This is a genomic window from Dactylosporangium sp. McL0621 (assembly GCF_049995355.1).
GTDB lineage: Bacteria > Actinomycetota > Actinomycetes > Mycobacteriales > Micromonosporaceae > Dactylosporangium.
Window position 1 is genome coordinate 9030339 of record NZ_CP188259.1, and the last position, 17470, is coordinate 9047808.

The 17470-nt window shown below is 71.8% G+C and carries 18 protein-coding genes; 12 read left to right on the top strand and 6 right to left on the bottom strand.

Features of this window, described 5'->3' with window-relative positions:
* The first annotated feature begins 110 nt into the window (after positions 1-110).
* The 4 genes from ACPPVO_RS42830 to ACPPVO_RS42845 all read left to right on the top strand — a co-directional run bounded on the left by ACPPVO_RS42830 (position 111) and on the right by ACPPVO_RS42845 (position 4723).
* On the top strand, positions 111-413 hold the full coding sequence (locus ACPPVO_RS42830) for a hypothetical protein (protein ID WP_426504285.1): 303 nt from the start codon (positions 111-113) through the stop codon (positions 411-413).
* Positions 414-446: 33 nt separating this feature from the next.
* Complete coding sequence (locus ACPPVO_RS42835; RefSeq protein ID WP_426504286.1) at positions 447-1769, top strand: radical SAM protein; 1323 nt, start codon at positions 447-449, stop codon at positions 1767-1769.
* 138 nt (positions 1770-1907) lie between these two features.
* On the top strand, positions 1908-3602 hold the full coding sequence (locus ACPPVO_RS42840) for a 3-oxoacyl-[acyl-carrier-protein] synthase III C-terminal domain-containing protein (protein ID WP_426504287.1): 1695 nt from the start codon (positions 1908-1910) through the stop codon (positions 3600-3602).
* Entirely contained in the window at positions 3599-4723 is a 1125-nt protein-coding gene (locus tag ACPPVO_RS42845; RefSeq protein WP_426504288.1) for a DUF6999 family protein, read from the top strand. The genes ACPPVO_RS42840 and ACPPVO_RS42845 overlap by 4 nt, the downstream gene beginning before the upstream one ends.
* 13 nt (positions 4724-4736) lie before the next feature.
* On the opposite strand, the gene mshC is transcribed toward ACPPVO_RS42845, so the two are convergent.
* On the bottom strand, positions 4737-5987 hold the full coding sequence (gene mshC / locus ACPPVO_RS42850; RefSeq protein ID WP_426504289.1) for a cysteine--1-D-myo-inosityl 2-amino-2-deoxy-alpha-D-glucopyranoside ligase: 1251 nt from the start codon (positions 5985-5987) through the stop codon (positions 4737-4739).
* A 98-nt stretch (positions 5988-6085) separates the two neighbouring features.
* Here mshC and ACPPVO_RS42855 point away from each other — a divergent pair, with 98 nt between their 5' ends.
* A complete protein-coding gene (locus ACPPVO_RS42855; RefSeq protein WP_426504290.1) occupies positions 6086-6889 on the top strand; it encodes a MerR family transcriptional regulator in 804 nt (267 codons plus the stop codon).
* A 122-nt stretch (positions 6890-7011) separates the two neighbouring features.
* On the top strand, positions 7012-7374 hold the full coding sequence (locus ACPPVO_RS42860) for a VOC family protein (protein ID WP_360382304.1): 363 nt from the start codon (positions 7012-7014) through the stop codon (positions 7372-7374).
* Positions 7375-7671: 297 nt separating this feature from the next.
* On the opposite strand, the gene ACPPVO_RS42865 is transcribed toward ACPPVO_RS42860, so the two are convergent.
* From ACPPVO_RS42865 to ACPPVO_RS42880, 4 genes are all read right to left on the bottom strand, one after another.
* A complete protein-coding gene (locus ACPPVO_RS42865; protein ID WP_426514798.1) occupies positions 7672-8403 on the bottom strand; it encodes an SCO1664 family protein in 732 nt (243 codons plus the stop codon).
* A gap of 78 nt (positions 8404-8481) precedes the next feature.
* Positions 8482-9045: a DUF3090 domain-containing protein gene (locus tag ACPPVO_RS42870; protein WP_426504291.1), complete on the bottom strand. Its 564-nt coding sequence runs from the start codon at positions 9043-9045 to the stop codon at positions 8482-8484.
* Positions 9046-9205: 160 nt separating this feature from the next.
* Entirely contained in the window at positions 9206-9910 is a 705-nt protein-coding gene (locus tag ACPPVO_RS42875) for an MSMEG_4193 family putative phosphomutase (RefSeq protein ID WP_426504292.1), read from the bottom strand.
* 82 nt (positions 9911-9992) lie between these two features.
* Entirely contained in the window at positions 9993-11039 is a 1047-nt protein-coding gene (locus tag ACPPVO_RS42880; RefSeq protein WP_426504293.1) for an LLM class F420-dependent oxidoreductase, read from the bottom strand.
* Between the two features lie 116 nt (positions 11040-11155).
* Between ACPPVO_RS42880 and ACPPVO_RS42885 the strand changes: the two genes are divergently transcribed.
* The 6 genes from ACPPVO_RS42885 to ACPPVO_RS42910 all read left to right on the top strand — a co-directional run bounded on the left by ACPPVO_RS42885 (position 11156) and on the right by ACPPVO_RS42910 (position 17194).
* Positions 11156-12127 (top strand): aldo/keto reductase, encoded by a 972-nt coding sequence (locus tag ACPPVO_RS42885; RefSeq protein WP_360382296.1) that lies wholly within the window; start codon positions 11156-11158, stop codon positions 12125-12127.
* An 11-nt stretch (positions 12128-12138) separates the two neighbouring features.
* Entirely contained in the window at positions 12139-13086 is a 948-nt protein-coding gene (locus ACPPVO_RS42890) for a YncE family protein (RefSeq protein ID WP_426504294.1), read from the top strand.
* Positions 13087-13098: 12 nt separating this feature from the next.
* Positions 13099-13290, top strand: coding sequence for a DUF5703 family protein (locus tag ACPPVO_RS42895; protein ID WP_426504295.1), 192 nt, complete (start codon positions 13099-13101; stop codon positions 13288-13290).
* A gap of 102 nt (positions 13291-13392) precedes the next feature.
* Positions 13393-13965: a hypothetical protein gene (locus ACPPVO_RS42900; RefSeq protein WP_426504296.1), complete on the top strand. Its 573-nt coding sequence runs from the start codon at positions 13393-13395 to the stop codon at positions 13963-13965.
* Positions 13962-15887 carry an EAL domain-containing protein gene (locus ACPPVO_RS42905; protein WP_426504297.1) on the top strand — a complete coding sequence of 642 codons (1926 nt, stop codon included), beginning with the start codon at positions 13962-13964 and terminating at the stop codon, positions 15885-15887. Before ACPPVO_RS42900 ends, ACPPVO_RS42905 begins: the two co-directional genes overlap by 4 nt.
* A 167-nt stretch (positions 15888-16054) precedes the next feature.
* Positions 16055-17194, top strand: coding sequence for a cellulose binding domain-containing protein (locus tag ACPPVO_RS42910; RefSeq protein WP_426504298.1), 1140 nt, complete (start codon positions 16055-16057; stop codon positions 17192-17194).
* A 65-nt stretch (positions 17195-17259) separates the two neighbouring features.
* Here the strand turns inward: ACPPVO_RS42910 and ACPPVO_RS42915 are convergent, their stop codons facing one another.
* Positions 17260-17466: a DUF2945 domain-containing protein gene (locus tag ACPPVO_RS42915; RefSeq protein ID WP_426504299.1), complete on the bottom strand. Its 207-nt coding sequence runs from the start codon at positions 17464-17466 to the stop codon at positions 17260-17262.
* Positions 17467-17470 lie beyond the last annotated feature (4 nt).

Consider the following 17470-nt stretch of genomic DNA (forward strand, 5'->3'; position numbering starts at 1 on the left):
ACCCAGAGCCGTTGACCTTATTGTAGGGCCGCTGCTACGCTGCGTGAGTCGTTGCACAGCATGTCATTTCCGAACGGCGGCGCAGCCGCCGACGCCACGGAGGTCGACATATGGCAGACAATCCGGAAAACGCAACGCCGGGCACGCGCTGGTTGCTACCGCCGAAGCTTCCCGACGGACTGAGCTTGAATCTCAACAGCGTCATCGGCGCGAAGCGCTTGACCCCTGAGGTGACGGAGCTGCTCATGAAGCTGCTCGCGTCGGGCGACGAGTTCAGCGAAGAGGGCATCTCCTGCATCAAGGACCCGTGCCCGAATCTGACGTCGTGCGGCGTCTACGACGCGGGCGGTCAGGGGTGCGGATCGCTGGGCACGTGCGGCACCTACCAGCCCGTGATCCAAACGGTGGAGTGAACCGCCGTGCGGGAGTCGCGGTACAACGTCTGGGTGACGCGGGGCGAGACTGCGTATGTTTTCAATGCGGCCAGCGGATGCCTGCTGGGGATACCGATCGAGCAGTACCGGGAGTACCGCCGTCTCATGGACGGTGACGACACCGCGGACTGCCCACCCGGCGTGCTCGGCAACTTGGTCGCCGGCCGCATGCTCGTCACGGACGAGGCCGATGAGGTGGCCGGCCTGGCGGCGCGATACCGGTCCAGCCGTGACGATCGCTCGCATTTCGCCCTCACCGTGGTGACCAGCCTCGGCTGCAATTTCGACTGTCCATACTGCTTCGAGGCGAAGCATCCGTCCATTGTGGACAGCGACGTCCAGGATATGATCTTTCGCGTACTCGACGACCAGCTCCCGCGAATCCGCACGTTCCACGTGACCTGGTTCGGCGGCGAGCCGCTGGTTGGCAAGCGCCCCTTGCTCGAGCTGTCCGACACGTTCATCGCTCGGTGCGACGCCCAGGGAGTCGCCTACTCGGCCACCATCGTGACCAACGGGTACCTGCTGGACGAGGTGACGTGTGCCCAGCTTCGCGCTCGGCGCGTCGACACCGCCCAGGTCGGCCTCGACGGGCCGCCGGACGTACACAACAGAATGCGCCCGCTCGCGAGTGGCAAAGGCAGCTTCGACACCATTCTCAGCAACCTGCGGCACGCTGTCGAGCACCTGTCGATTCGGGTGCGGGTCAACCTGGACCAGGCGAACGTCGACCGCGTCGAGGAACTGTTTGCGATCCTCGCGGCTGAGGGCCTCGCCGGGAAGCTCAGCGTGTATCCCGGCCAAATCGTCGGCGTCGCGGAGAACCTCCTGTCTCCTTCGGCGAGCTACGGCAATTGCCTCTCCAATCCCGAGTTTGCGGGCGCCGAGCGGCAGTTCTTCGCGCTTGCCGAGAGGTACGGCCTGGCCGCGCCGAACTTGCCGCGCCCGACGGGTGCCCCGTGCACCGCGGTGCGTGCCAACGAACTGGTCGTCGGCAGTCGCGGTGAGTTGTACAAGTGCTGGGACACCGTCGGCGAGCACCGCGAGGTAGTCGGGCACATCAGCGACTACGCCAACCCGAACGGGCGTCTGGCGAAGTGGCTGCAGTACGACCCGTTCAGCAACGATGAATGCCGCACCTGCATCGCGTTGCCCGTGTGCATGGGCGGGTGCGCGCACCACGCCTTCGACGAGCGCCGGTACGAGAACCGGTGCGGCACGTTCCGGCACACCTACCACGACCAGGTCGACGCCTTCGTGGACTATGCGGAGCGCCGCGGTGTCATGCACCTGACACCCGTGACCCGGCTTGCTCGCGAGATGGAGACCCGTTAGTCCGCGTCGGGCCGACCTCGGTAGGCGGTGGTCTCGCCGCAGGGTTCGATCTTCGCGACCGCTTAGGTACCCCGACTCAGCCCGACTGAGTCGTCCGGCGGATCCGATCGCCTCCCCGCTTCGACTGCAATGTTCCACATGGGACAGACGTCAGCGGTGTACATCACGGGGTGCGGCGCGCACCTGCCGGGCGCGCCGGTCGGCAACGACGAGATCGCTTCGCGGCTCGGCGGGACCGACCCGGCCACGGCCCGGCGGCGCGCACGGGTGCTCGCGGCGAACGGCATCCGGCAGCGTCATTACGCGACCGGCTCAAGCAACGAGGAGCTGGCCGCCGCGGCGGTCGAGTTCGCGGTGAAGGACGCCGGCCTGGCCATGGGCGAGGTCGGGATGCTCGCCACCGGCACGACCATGGGCGACCAGCTCGTGCCCGGGTTCGCGGCCATGGTGCACGGCCGCGTCGGGGGCGGCCCGATGGAGCTGCTCAGCGCCGGCGGGGTGTGCGCGTCCGGGATGGCCGCGCTCAAGGCCGCCGCCGGGGCGGTGGCGCTCGGGGAGCATGACGCGGCCGTGGTGGTCGGGTCGGAGCTCGTCAGCCGGGTGCTCGCCGAGCCGCGGTTCACGGCCGGGGGGCGGTCGACGTCCGACGCCGAGTTCCTGCGGTGGACGCTTTCCGACGGGGCCGGCGCCGTCGTGGTGTCGTCGCGGCCGCGCCCGGATCGGGAGAGCCTGCGGGTCGAGTGGGTGCGCAGCGTGTCGTACGCGCATGAGTACCCGGCCTGCATGCGCGCCGGGGAAGGGTGGCTCGACGCCCCGAGTGCGGCCTCGGCGGAGGCGGCGGGGCTGTTCCGGCTGCGGCAGGACGTGTCGGCGCTGCCCTCGCTGTTCCGGCTCGGGGTCGAGCGCGTGCGCGCGCTCGTTGACATCCGAACGATTGACCATGCGCTCGTGCACTGGTCGGCGAACACGTTCCGGGATCGGATATTTGCCGAACTTCCGGAAATCGCCGGAATCAGCTTCAGCAATCTCGAGACGTGCGGGAACACCGGGGCGGCCAGCATCTTCGTGATGCTGGAGGAGGCCTGGCGTACCGGGCGGTTCAAGGCGGGTGATCGCATCCTGCTCGCCGTGCCCGAGTCCGGGCGGTTCACCATCTCGTTCGCACTGCTCACCTGTGTCAGTCCCGCTCAACTCGTCGACGATCTCGCGCACGTTTGGACAGAGCTCGAACAGCGACTCGCCACCGTGCCGATCGTGCGGCGCATCGAGGACTCGACCGCCACCATCGACGACTACCGCGCGCTGCTCGTCAACCTCCGCCAGCAGGTGGTCGAGGGCGGACGCTGGATCTCCCGGGCCGCCTCCAACTTCTCGGCCGAGCGGTTCGAGCTGCGCAGCGCCGCCATCCGGCACGCGGCCGAGGAGCATCGCGACTTTCTGTTGCTGGAGCGGGACTTCGTGGCCGTCGGCGGGGATCTCGGGGAGATCCGGGGCGGGGCCAAGAACCCGGGCTCGGAGGCGCTGTCCGCGTTCATTCTGCAGCAGGCGTCGCGGCCCGATCCGGTCGATCTGCTCGGGGCGATGTTCGTCATCGAGGGGCTCGGCACGGCCAAGGCGCTCGGATGGGCGCGGATGCTGCAGGACCAGCTCGGGCTGGCCGACGGTCAGGTGAGCTTCCTGCGGTACCACGGCGAGAACGACGGTGAGCATGTGAGCGAAATGCACCGTCTGCTCGGCCCGCTCATGTCCGATCCTGTCGCCTGCGCCGCAATCGTGCACACCGCCCGGATCACCGCGCGGCTGTACGCGCTGCAGCTGGAAGAGATCCGATGAGCGGCGACGAGATCTGGGACGAGCTCGCCGCGCGCGAGCCGATCGATGCGCGCACGCTGCGGCTCGTCATCGAGGACCAGCGGTCGTGGTCGCGGCGATGGGTGTACCCGTTGCTGCGCCCCGTCTGCAACGCGCTCGTCGTCGTGGTCGTGATGCTGCGGCGGATCGTGCCCGGGCGGCTCACCGCGCACGGGGTCATGGACGCGTTGTGCGTGTGGTTCCTGCGCCGCTGTGTGAGCCCGGCCGCGGGTGAGCTGCTCGTGCGGCACTTCATCGTCGAGACGAACCTGCTCGTGTTCGTCGCGCGCAACACCGGGATGCGCGAGGAGGTGTCGTTGCGGCCGCAGGCGCTCACGGCGCTCAAGAACCGCGCGGTGATCGAGCACGATGTGAACGTCTACGAGGTGCTGAAGGCCGTTCGAACGCGCACGTCGGCGCGCGAATCGAGCACCCCGCCGCGCGAGACGCCTCCACTGCCGCGCGAAACGAGCACGTCGCCGGGCGAAACGCGCACACCGCCACTCGAAACGCGCACCCTGCCACACGAAACGCGCACCCCGCCGCGCGAGACGCCTCCACTGCCGCGCGAAACGAGCACGTCGCTGCACGAGACGCGCACCCCGGCGCGCGAGACGCACATGCCGGCGCGCGAGACGCACATGCCGGCGCGCGAAACGAGCACCCCAGCGCGCGAAACGCGCATGCCCACCGGCGGAATGTGTGCACCTGGACTCGATACGAGCATGCTCGCCGTCGAAGCGATCGACGCCGAGCCCCGGACGCGCAGATTCATGCGCCTGGACATCCAGTCGGCGCTGTGCCTGATGAACGTTCCGTTCGCGCTGTGCCTGAGCGCGGCCGAGTACCGCCGGGCCGTGCACTCACTGCGCCTCGACACGCACCTGATGGCCGTGCTCGCCGACATCACCGGCGATCCCGTGTTCCGGACCTGGGCGCCGGCCGGCGTGCCCGTGCGGGTCGACAGCCGGCTCGAGGTGCCGCGGGCGGTCTATGAGCATGCGGTCATCTGCGAGTACGCCCACGAACGCCTGCGGCAGGGGGCTCCGGAGCCGGCCACCGTCCGACTGGTGGCCGGCCGCGAAGAGCCTGCGCTGGTGTGACCGAGGGAGCGGGTCAGAGCTTGATGCCGAGCAGCGCGTCGACCGCGGTGGCCATGATCGCCGGGGCCTCGCGGTCGTCGCCGGCGTCGGCCAGCGTCGCGTCGACCCAGGCGTCGACGGCGGCCAGGGCGCCCGGCGCGTCGAGGTCGTCGGCGAGGCGTTCGCGGAGCTGGGCGACGAGCTCCGCGCCCGACGGGCCGATGCCCGCGCGGGCCGCCTCGCGCCAGCGCGAGAGGCGCTGCTGGCCGGTCTTGAGTACGTCGTCGGTCCACATGCGATCGTTGCGGTAGTGGTCGGCGAGCAGGGCCAGACGTACCGCCATCGGGTCCACGCCGTCGCCGCGCATACGGGAGACGAAGACGAGGTTGCCCTTGCTCTTGGACATCTTCTCGCCCTCGAGGCCGATCATGCCGGCGTGCACGTAGTGCGAGGCGAACGGGGCCTTGCCCGACAGGGCCTCGGCGTGCGCGGCCGAGCACTCGTGGTGCGGGAAGAGCAGGTCGTTGCCGCCGCCCTGCACGTCGATGGTGTCGCCGAGCAGGCTCTGGGCGATGACCGTGCACTCGATGTGCCAGCCGGGGCGGCCGGGGCCGAGCTCGCCGCCGTTCCACGCCGGCTCGCCGTCGCGGGCGCCGCGCCACAGCAGCGGGTCGAGCGGGTCGCGCTTGCCGGGCCGCTGCGGGTCGCCGCCCCGCTCGGCGGCGAGGCGGAGCATCTCGGTGCGGGAAAGATTGGATTCGGTACCGAACGCCGGCGCCGTGGCCACGGAGAAGTACACGTCGCCGGTTCCGTCGTCGAGGGTGTACGCGTGGCCGGAGGTGATGAGCGCGGCGACCTTGCGTGCGATCTGCGGGATGGACTCGACCGCCCCGACGTACCGCTTCGGCGGCACGATCCGCAGCGCCTCCATGTCCTCGCGGAACAGCGCGGTCTCCCGCATCGCGAGGACGACCCAGTCCTCGCCGTCGCGCTCGGCCCGCTCGAGCAGCGGGTCGTCGACGTCGGTGACGTTCTGGACGTAGTCGACCTCGTGCCCGGCGTCGCGCCACACCCGGTTGGCCAGGTCGAACGCGATCATGGTGGCCGCGTGCCCGAGGTGCGTCGCGTCGTACGGGGTGATGCCGCACACGTACATGGTCGCCGGCCGGCCGGCGAGGTCGACGGGGGCGATCTCCCGGCGCGCCGAGTCGAACAGGGCGAGCGGCGCGGCGTCGCCGGCGGGGCGGGGCAGCGTGGGCAGCGCCGGTGCGGTCCAGGAGTCCATGACCAACAGCGTATCCAAGCGCGGGCCGGGCGCGGGATGTGACGAAACTTGCCCTTGCGCTTGTACTTCCCGCTACTGGAAGGGTTTGACTGGTCGGCATGACATCGGGCGTGACCATCGGGGAGTTCTCGCGGCTGTGCCACCTGTCCGCGAAGACGCTGCGGTACTACCACGACATCGGCCTGCTCGTGCCCGCCGACGTCGATGGGGAGACCGGGCATCGGCGGTACCACCCCGGGCAGGTCGGCGACGCGCATCTCATCCGGCGCCTGCGCGGCCTGGACATGCCCCTGGCCGAGATCCGCACCGTGCTCGCGGCGCCCGGCGAGGAGCCCCGCGCCGAGGCGCTCGCCCGGCACCTGGACCGCATGGAGGCGGAGCTGGCCCGGACCCGGGACGTCGTCGCCTCGCTGCGCCGGCTGCTGGACGCGGCGCCGCCGGTCACGGTGCTGTACCGCACCCACGCCCCCGCCTCCGTCCTGCGCGTCGGGGCGAGGGTCGCCCGCCCGGACGTGGCCGCGTGGTGCGGGACGGCGTTCGGGGAGCTGTTCGGGGCGCTCGCGCAGGCGGGCGCCGACCCGGCCGGGGTGGCGGGCTGCACCTACTCGGCCGAGTTCTTCGAGCAGGACGCCGGCGAGGTGGTGGCGTTCGTACCCGTCCTGCCCGGCGCGTTCGCCGGTGACCCGAGGCTCTCGGCGCTGCCGGGCCGCCGTTACGCGGTGGCGGTGCATGCGGGGCCGTTCGCGGATTGCGACCTCACGTACGGGGCACTGGGCGCGCACGTGGCCGAGCACGACACGGCGCTGGCGGAGCCGATCGTGGAGCAGTACCTGGTCGGGCCGCAGCACACGGACGACGAGGAGCGGTTCCGCACGGAGGTCTGCTGGCCGGTCGCCGGTTGACGACGAAAAGTCCGACACTTCGTGATCGAACTTTTCGGACTTATACCCCGACCGGCGATAAGTCAGATATGTCGCGGCGCGCAGCGCCCGACATATCACTTCACAACGAGAAGGAGCAGGAAATGTCGGAAATCATGCTTGCCAATGTGACGGTCGACTGCAGCGGGAACGCCACCGAGCTCGCCGGGTTCTACGCGGCACTGCTGGGGCGCGAGGTCGATCCGGGGGCGTCGGAGTACTTCGCCACCGCGGGCCGCTCGGCCGGGCTCACCCCGGTGCTCATGTTCATCCGGGTGCCCGACCGTACGCCCGGCAAGAACAGCGTCCACCTCGACCTGCACACGAACGACATCGCGGCCGCGGTCGAGCGCGCGACCGGCCTGGGGGCCAAGCACGTCGGCGACTTCGACGAGTACGGGGCGACCTGGACCACCCTCGCCGACCCCGAGGGCAACCTGTTCGACATCGGCCACCCGTCCGCCTGAATGCGATATAACGCCTGGCGGGGTAAATATCCGATAAGTCGCGGCGCGGAGCGCCCGACTTATCGGGCAGCTGTTAACCGCAGGACTGAACCGGCGCCCGCGGCGGATCGCATTCAGCTGAGCCGGGACCGAACTACCCCTTTTCCGCTGTTCTCCGCAGAGGAGCGAATTCAGCCGAGCCGTGATCCGATTCCTGCGGAATCGGATTTATGCCCGGCCAGGCGACAAATCCGATAAGTCGCGGCGCGGAGCGCCCGACTTATCGGGCTCACAGTGGTGAAGTCGCGGCGCAGCGCGTCAGATGGGCGGCCACGGGACCGCGTGGCGGTCCTCGTCCGGCTCGGGGTAGCAGCGCGTCTGCAGCAGGGCGTCGATGCGCACCCAGATCATGGCCACCTCGGCCGGGGTCAGGTGCTCCGAGAACGTCTCGGCCAGGCCCGCGGAGTACTGCGCGCGCAGCTTCTCCAGAACCTCCACGCCCTCGTCCGGGATCGGCTCGCCGGCCCAGCCCCAGAGGATGGTGCGCAGCTTGTCCTCGGTGTGGAAGCAGATGCCGTGGTCGACGCCGTGGACCTTGCCGTCCACGGTGTCGATCACGTGGCCGCCCTTGCGGTCGGCGTTGTTCGCCACGGCGTCGAAGAGGGCTATCCGCGCCAGCCGCGGGTCGTCGGCGTGGGCGAGGGCGAAGGGGCGGCCGTGCTCGTCGCGGGCCGACATGATGCGCCGCCAGGCCTTCGGGACCTTGTTGGCCGGGACGAACCCGAGGAGCAGGTCGTCGGTCTGCTGGTCGTCGTCGATCCACAGCTGGCACATGCCGGGGCCGAGCGGGCCGTCGCGCAGGAGGGTCGGCGGGACGATGTCCCAGCCGGTCGCCTTGGAGAGCAGCCACGCGGAGTACTCGCGGCCGGCGAGGGTGCCGTCCGGGAAGTCCCACAGCGGGCGCTCGCCGCTCACCGGCTTGTACACGCACCGGGCCACGGTGTCGCCCAGGGTGACGACGCAGCGCAGGGTGGCGTTGGAGGCGTCCATGAGCCGGCCCTCGAGCTCCAGCTCGCCGTGGCGCAGCAGTTCCAGGGCCTCGTCCTCGGGCAGGGCCGGCACTCCGGGCTACCGGCGGTAGCCGTTGTGCCGCGGGCAGAGGTGCCCGCGCGCGTCGAGGGGCTGGCCGCACAGCGGGCACGGCGGGCGGCCGGAGGCGACGACCCGCTTGGCCCGCTCGATGAACGCCTTCGTGGCCGCCGGGGTGAGCCGGACCCGCAGGCGGTCCCGGTCGGCGGTGGCCAGTTCGTCGTCCTCGTCCTCTTCCGGCTCCTCGGCCTCCTCGTCGCCGACCGCGATCGCCTCGATGATGACCGTGGCGGTGTCGACGTCGAACTGCAGGCCGAGCGTGCCGACGCGGAACTCCTCGTCGAGGGGCGTGTCCAGGGGCTCGTTGTCGGCGGTCTCGACGACCGTCTCGGCGGCGAGGTCGACGCCGAAGCGGCGGTGGGCCTCCTGGAGCAGCTCCTCGAGCTTCTCGGCCAGCAGCGAGACCTGGACCTTCTCCAGGGCCACGCTGACCAGCCGGCCGCCGCCGCGGGCCTGCAGGAAGAAGGTTCGCTCCCCCGGCGAACCCACGGTGCCGGCAACGAACCGCTCGGGCGGCTCGAATGCATGCACGTGGTGGCTCATGCTGTCACCTCCGCTTCGCGCGGGCGCCGGCATGAGCCGAAGCTACGCTCCGAACCGCTCATGTCAGAAACTCTATCCAGTCGCGACGGCATCCGCCGCAAGCGGGCACAAGATCACACCGAACCGCCCGAAGCGGCCGCGAAAGCCGCAGGTGGGCACATCACACCGAGCCGCCCGAACCGCCCCCGACGGCGGCGTCCGAGGATGGTTCGCCCTCCGTCTTCTCCGGGGGCAGGAACCCGGACAGATCGCCACCGGTGTCGTTGAGGCGAAGAACGAAGGACCGCAGCGGGGTGTACCGGATGACGGTCACCGACGCCGGTTCGACCGCGATGCGCTGGAACAGGTCCAGGTGCATGCCGAGCGCGTCGGCCACGATCGCCTTGATGATGTCGCCGTGGCTGCACGCCAGCCAGACCGCCTCGGGGCCGTGGGAGGCGGCGAGGCGCGCGTCCCAGCCGCGGACCGACGCGATCGCGCGCGCCGACATCTCGGCCATCGACTCGGCGTCCTCGCCCGGGAAGCGGGCCGCGGACGGGTGGGCCTGCACCGTCGCCCACAGCGGGTCCTTGGCCAGGTCCTTGAGCGGGCGGCCGGTCCAGTCGCCGTAGCGGCACTCGATGATGCCGGCGTCCTCGACGACGTCGGTGACGTCGGGCATGGCCAGCGACAGGGTCTCCCGGCAGCGGGGCAGGGGGCTGCTGACGACCGCGGCCAGGGGCAGCTTGGCCGCGGCCAGCCGCTCGCCGACCGCGACGGCCTGCCCACGCCCGACCTCGTCGAGGCCGACGGGCTGATGACCCGCGAGAACCCCGGTGGCGTTGGTCGTGGTCCGCCCGTGCCGCAGCAGCAATACTGTGGTCACGCGGCCTCCTCGCTACGCTCGTCAGCCGCGTGCCAAAACTGAGCCACCTGGTGACCGGCCCCTCCGCTGCGCTCCGGACCGTTCACGCGAGACCTGCCTTCTCCCACGCGTCGGCGAGCTGCCGGATCACGCCGATCGAGTAGTCGGCGTCGCCGAACACAATGGTGGAGATCTCCGTCACGCCCGCCTCCTGGTACGCCTTCAGCCGCTCCGCCACCCGCTCGACCGGGCCGAGCAGCGAGGTGCGGTCGATGAACTCCAACGGTACGGCGGCCGCGGCGTCGCGGTGGCGCTTGGCGAGGTAGAGGTCCTGAACCTCCTTGGCCGCGTCGCCGTAGCCCATGCGGGTGGCGAGGGCGTTGTAGAAGTTCTGCTCCCGCGAGCCCATGCCGCCGACGTAGAGGGCCGCGTACGGCCGCACGAGCTCCGCGCACATCGCGACGTCGTCGCCGAACACCACGGGTACCGACGCCGCCACCTCGAAGCCGTCCATCGTCTTGCCGGCCTTCGCCCGGCCCGCGGCGATCGAGCCCAGGGACTCGTGCGCGAACTCCGGGGAGAAGAAGATGGCCAGCCAGCCGTCGGCGACCTCGCCGGCCAGCTCGAGGTTCTTCGGGCCGACGGCGGCGAGGTAGACCGGCACGTGGTCGCGGATCGGGTGCAGGGTCAGCTTGAGCGGCTTGCCGGGGCCGTCGGGCAGCGGCAGCGTGTAGAACTCGCCGTCGTACTCGACGACCTTGCGGGTCAGCGCGAGGTTGACGATGTCGATGTACTCGCGGGTGCGCTTGAGCGGCTTGGCGAACCGCACGCCGTGCCAGCCCTCGGAGACCTGCGGGCCCGACACGCCGAGGCCGAGGCGGAACCGGCCGCCGGAGAGCTTGTCGATGGTGGCGGCGGTCATCGCGGTCATGGCGGGGGTGCGGGCCGGGATCTGGAAGACCGCGGAGCCCAGCTCGATCCGCTCGGTCTGCCCGGCGATCCAGGCCAGCATGCTCGGCGCGTCGGAGCCGTACGCCTCCGCCACCCATACGCAGGAGAAACCGAGCCGGTCCGCCTCCTGGGCGATCGCCAGGTGGCCGGCCTCGTCGTTCCATGACGACAGGTAACCGAGGTTCAACGCAAGCCGCACAACTGCCTCCCAGGGTCCCCCGTGCGACCCTGCACGGTGCGGCACCAGGGTAGCCTGCGCCGCTGACAGGCCATGCCTACCGTACGAAGGCGCCATCCGGCCGTATCGTTCCATGCATGCAGCAGCGACCGCTCGGCCGTAGCGGGCTGGCGGTATCCCGGCTGGCCCTCGGCACGATGACGTGGGGCCGTGACACCGACGCCGACGACGCGGCCGCCCAGCTCAAGACGTTCCGCGACGCCGGTGGGACGCTGCTGGACACCGCGGACGTCTACGCCGACGGCGAGGCCGAGTCGGTCATCGGCGCGCTGGTCGGCCGGCTGGTACCGCGCGAGGAGCTGGTCATCGCGACCAAGGCCGGCCTGCGCCCGGGGATGGCCCGCCGGCGCGACGGCTCCCGCGGCCACCTCCTGTCCGCCCTGGACACGTCCCTGCAGCGGCTCGGGACCGACCACGTGGACCTGTGGCAGGTGCACGGGTACGACCCCGATTCGCCGCCGGAGGAGACCCTCTCGGCGATCGACACCGCGGTGAGCACCGGCCGCGCCCGCTACGCCGGTGTGTCGAACTTCTCCGGCTGGCAGACCGCCCGCGCCGCCACCTGGCAGGCGGCCTGGCCGGGCCGGGCCCCGCTGGTCTCCACGCAGGTCGAGTACTCGCTGCTGGAGCGCGGCATCGAGCGCGAGGTCGTGCCGGCCTGCGCGGCCCTGGGCATCGGCATCCTGCCCTGGTCGCCGCTGGGCCGCGGGGTGCTGACCGGCAAGTACCGCACAGGCGTGCCGGCCGACTCCCGGGCCGCGTCGCCGCACTTCGAGCGGTTCGTGGCGCCGTACCTCGACGACCGCTGCGCCGGGATCGTCGAGGCGGTCGCGACCGCGGCGGGCGGCCTGGGCGTGTCGCCGCTGGAGGTGGCCCTGGCCTGGGTCCGCGACCGGCCCGGCGTGGTCGCGCCGGTGCTCGGCGCCCGCACCGTCGGGCAGCTGCTCGGGGCGCTGCAGACCGAGGAGATCGTGCTGCCGCGGGAGATCCGGTCCGCGCTCGACGACGTGTCGGCGCCCACGTCCGGCTACCCGGAGCGGCAAACGTAATCTTGGGCCACATGCGCCGACTGCTCTTCCTGGCCGGCATGCTAGCGCTCACCGCGTGTGACGCCGGCGCGCCCGTCAGCCACCCCGACGCCACGATGCCCACCCCGACCTGGGCCCCCGCGCCCTCCGTCGCACCGGCCGGCACGACGACGCCGGTGCCGGAACGCCCGATCGGGGTCGCAATCGGTGCCACCACGGCCATTATTTCCGACAAATCCGCATTTGTACTCCCTGAGCTCGCCCGATCCCCGATCGAGGGAGCGCCGCGCAGCATCGTGGCCGTCGCCGGCGGGTTCCGGGTCGTGGCCGGGTCCGCGGTGCAGAACCTCCCGGGCGGCCCGGCCTGGACGCTGCCGGCCGAGGGCGGCGCGATCGCCGTGCCCCGCGACGCCGACTGGACCGCCGTCGCCCTGCCCGCCCGCGGCGACGTGATCATCCTCTCCCCTACGGGCGCGACGCTGCGGACCATCCACACCGGCGGCCGGCCGAGCGCCCTGGCCGCCGACAAGTCCCGCATCGCGGTCGTGGACGCGTCCGAGTCCTCGATCACCGTCTTCGACGCGGCCACCGGCGCGCGCCAGGAGGCCCTGCGGGCCGGCGACGGCGCCGTGACCGTCGCCGCGGCCGGCGGGGGCCGGTTCGCGGTGATCGACGCGCGCGACGGCGAGCTGCTCGTCTTCGACACGGGGCCGCTGATCCTGCGCCAGCGCCATCCGGTGCCGGGCGGGGCGTGGGCGGCCGCGTACGACGCGGGGCGGGGCGTGTTGTGGGTGACGCTCACGCAGCGCAATGAGGTGGTGGGCTTCGACCTGGGCGGCGGGGCGCCGCGCGAGGCCGGCCGGCACCCGACGGTACAGCTGCCGCTGGCTGTTGCGGTTGATCCTGCGACCGGAGCGCTGGCCGTCGCCGGGTCGGGCGGTACCGGGACACAAGGGCTGGTGCAGCGCATTGTGGCGTAGCACTATCGGTGCATGGACTACGAATACGTGCCGCTGCGGTTGCCGTCGAATGTCGACCGGATGACCGCTAACGCACAGCTGACGATCCAGGCCGAGTACGGCGGCTGGGAGCTGGCGCGGGTCCGGTTGTATCCGGACGGCACCCGCCAGGTGGTGCTCCGCCGCCGGGTCACGAACGGCACTCTGCCCGGGCTCAGCACGTAGCCGGCGGCACGGATATTGAACCCGGACGTTCCAGATCGCCACAACGGAACGTAACTTCGTCAATGCTTGCCGCATTGTTCGAGGTGCGCCAGACTCGGCCTCGTGCTGCTGGTCCCGGTCACGCTCAGCGTCGCCGCACTGGTCGCGGCCCTCGCCGGGCTGATGCCCGCCGGGCTTGCCCTCGCCGTCGCGGGGCTCGTCGCCGCCGCGCGCGCCGCGACCCTGCTCCGGCCCGCCGACGGGTCCGCCGCCTGGCACCGCCCGGTCAGCGCCGGTCTCGGTTTCTGCGGCGTGTCGACCGCCGCCGCCGGCATCGCCTCCGTCGTGGCCCCCGATGCCCGGCTCACCGACGTACCGCTCGCCGCCGAGCTGCCGCTCATCGGCCTGTTCTTCGTCGCCGGCACGCTGCTCGCCGGCCTGTTCCACCTGCCCGGCCAGGCCGCCACCTACATCGGGCGGGTCCGCCGGCTCCTCGACGGCGTCGGCATCGGCGTCCTCCTGTTCTTCATCGCCTGGCTCGTCGTCTTCGAGGCCGCCGGGCTCAAGGGCGCCGCCCTCACCGCCGTGCTCGTGGCCGGCGTCGCCGTCGGCGCCACCGTCGTGGGCACCATGCGCGCCGCCACCGTCCAGCGCGGCGCCGCCCGGCCCGGCCCGGCCTCGGTATCCTGCTCATGATCGTCGCCCAGACGGCGGTGATCATGCTGCTCGACTACCACGCGGAGCCCGGCTGGCTGCTGCTCGCCGGCGTCCCCCTCGTCGCCGGCCCGCTGCTCACCGGCGGCCGCGTGCCGAGCGGCCCGGCCGAGCCCGCGGCGCCCGGCACCGACGGCAGTTTCGCGCGGTACCCGCTGCTGGCCCTCCCCCTCGCCGGCGCCCTCATCGCCGCCGCCTACCACCTCGTCGTCGCCGGCCGCTTCGACCCGGTGACCGCGGTCCTGGCCATCGTCGGCGTCGTCATCGTCGCGGTGCGGGAGGCGCTCGCCGTCGCCGACGTGCGGCAGTACGCGCGCCGCCTCGCCGAGCGCGAGGCCCGCTTCCGCGCCCTCGTCGCCGGCTCCGCCGACGTGACAATGATGCTCGACGAGACCCTCGTCGTGCGCTGGCAGTCCCCGGCCGCCGCGCGCCACCTCGGCCTCGCCGACGCCGACGTCGTCGGCCGCCCCCTGCTCGACCGCGTCCACCCGGACGAGACCGACGCCGTCGCCGCGGCCCTGGAGTCGGGCGCCACGCTCGTCGAGGCTCGCTTCGGCGACGGCTTCGGCGTGTGGCGCGAGACCGAGTGGAGCGTCAGCGACCAGCGCGCCGACCCGTCCGTGCGGGCCGTCGTCGTGTACGTACGCGACATCAGCCGGCGCCGCCAGCTCGAGCACGCCCTGCACCAGGCCGCGCGCAGCGACCACCTCACCGGCCTGGCCAACCGCACCGAGCTGCGGCGCCGGCTGGAGGAGCGCACCGCGCCGGGCGTGCTCGTCGTGCTCGGCCTGGACGGGCTCACGAGCGTCAACCAGTTGCGCGGGCACGAGGTCGGCGATGCGGTACTCGTCGAGGCCGCCCGCCGCCTGCGCGCCGCCCTGGCCCCCGGCGACGTCGCCGCCCGCCTGACCGGCGACCAGTTCGCGGTCCTCACCTCCGGCGGCGCTGTGCACGCCCAGATGACCGCGAGCCGCCTGCTGACGCTGCTGTCCGACCCGTACCCGGTGCTGGGCGTCGCCTCCCACCTGTCCGCGTCGGCCGGCCTGGCCGAGCACACCGGCGGCAGCGGCCTGAGCCGCGCCGAGCTCGCCCTCCAGCGCGCCCGCCGGCTCGGCCCGGCCCAGCCGCCGCAGTGGTACGACGAGGCGACCGCCACCCTGCTGCGCCGCCGCCTCACCATCGAGCAGGACCTGCCGGGCGCCCTCCTGCGCGGCGAGCTCGACCTGCTCTTCCAGCCCGTCGTCGAGCTCCCGTCGGGCCGCGTGGCCGGCGTGGAGGCCCGCCCCCGCTGGCGCCGGGCGGGCCTGGGCGCCGTGGCCGACACCGAGTTCCTGCCCGTGGCCGACCAGCTGAGCCTGCACCACGAGCTGGGCGCCTGGCTGCTGGCCGCGGCCGGCCGCCAGCTCGCCCATTGGGGCGGAACCCCGCCGCTCTGGCTGGCCGTGACCGTCTCCCCCGCCCTGCTGGCCTCGGACGGCTTCGTGGACCTGGTGGCCGCGACGGGCTTCCCGCCGTCGCGCCTGATCGTGCAGTTCACCGTGCCGCCGCCGCCGCCGGACCTCGTGGACCGCCTGACCGCCGTACGCACCCTGGGCGCGCGGACGGCCCTGGACGGCTTCGGCGTCCAGGCGACGTCGCTGAGCCTGCTGCGGCGCCTGCCGCTCGATCTCGTCCGCGTCGACCGGCGCACGTTCGCGGGGGCGGAGACGGCGGTGGTCGCGGCGGTGGTGAACCTGGCGCGGCAGCTGGGGGTGGACGTCGCCGTGGACGGCGTCGAGGAGGACGCGGAGCTGACCACCATCACGGCGGCGGGCTGCCGCCTGGCCCAGGGCGCGTTGTTCTGCGCGTCAGCGGTGCCGGAGCGCCTCGAGGCGTACCTGGACAGCCAGCGCACCGCCCACTAGCTCAGGTCACGGCCGCGGTCAGGGACCTTGGTCCGGCCGGTAATTTTCACGCGTTTGCGTCGGGTTCGACGGGTCTGTGACGGCACACATTGACCGGCTTCGGTGCCGGGGCTAGCTTCGCGGCTGTCGAAGCGCATCGACAACGGTCAGTTAGGAGTCGTACCGCCATGCGAAGTCGCACTCTTGCGCTCTCCCTCGGTGCCGTGGTCGCCGTCGGCGCGGCCGGTGCCGTGGCCATCGCCCTGCCCGCCTCCGCCGCCGCCGGGTGCCGGGTCGGGTACCAGATCAGCAGTCAGTGGCCCGGCGGGTTCGGGGCCAACGTCACGGTCACGAACCTCGGGGACCCGATCTCGAACTGGACGGTCGTCTGGTCGTACTCGGCCGGGCAGACGGTCACCCAGGCCTGGAACGCCACCGTCACCCAGAGCGGCTCGACGGTGACGGCGAAGAACGCCGGGTACAACGGCTCGATCGCCACCGGCGCGAACGCGTCGTTCGGCTTCAACGGCTCGTGGACGGGCAGCAACCCGGTGCCGACGAGCTTCACGCTGAACGGCACGGCCTGCACCGGTACCGTCACCAACTCCCCGACGCCGACGCCGTCGCGCACCACGGGCTCCCCGACGCCGACGCCGACCTCGGGCACTCCCGGCGGCGTGCCCTCCGACGCGGCCTGGGTCGCGACGGGCGCCTGGGACCAGTGGACGAACAACGGGTACACCGTGATCAATGACGTCTGGGGCGGCGGGGCCGGGCCGCAGACGATCTGGGCGCGCACCGGCATGAACTGGGGCGTCGTCGCCAACCACCCGCGCACCAGCGGGGTGAAGTCGTACCCGCACACCGGCAAGACCCTCAACCGCACCCTCAGCTCGCTGGCGTCGGTGAAGAGCACGTTCAACGTGTCCGTGCCGGCCGACGGCGACTGGGAGAGCGCCTACGACATCTGGGCGAACAACAACGCCTACGAGGTCATGATCTGGGCCAACCAGCACGGCGCGGTCGGCCCGATCGCGGGGTCCTACGACTCCAACGGCGCGGTGCCCGACGCCCGCAACGTGAGCGTGGGCGGGCACACCTGGAATGTGTACCGCGGATCGAACGGCTCCAATGCCGTGTTCTCGTTCGTGCGGACCGGGAACACGAACTCCGGCTCGGTCGACGTGCTGGCCGTGATGAACTGGCTGCGCACCAACAACTGGTGGGGCGACGTCACCGTCGGGCAGGTCCAGTTCGGATTTGAATTGAGCGGTACCGCCGGGCAGTCGAACTTCGTCTGCAACAACTTCACGCTCGACTACAGCTGACGCTCACGAGCGTCCGCCACCGGGCCTCGCGCACGTCTCCGGACGGACGCGGGGCCAGGTGGCGCTCAGTCGTCAGGCCCGACCGCCGCCTCCTTGTGCACGGCGCTGCGTCCGGTCTTGTCACTGCGCACCTTGTACTGCGGCTCCTCCTCCGAGGCCGCGACCGTGCGACCGGCCTCCTCGGTCCGCTCGGTGATCTTCTCCTCAACGGTGCCGTGCACTGTCGTCCCGTGGCTGCGCCAGGTCACGTGCTCGCCTTTTCGTAGCGTCATGACC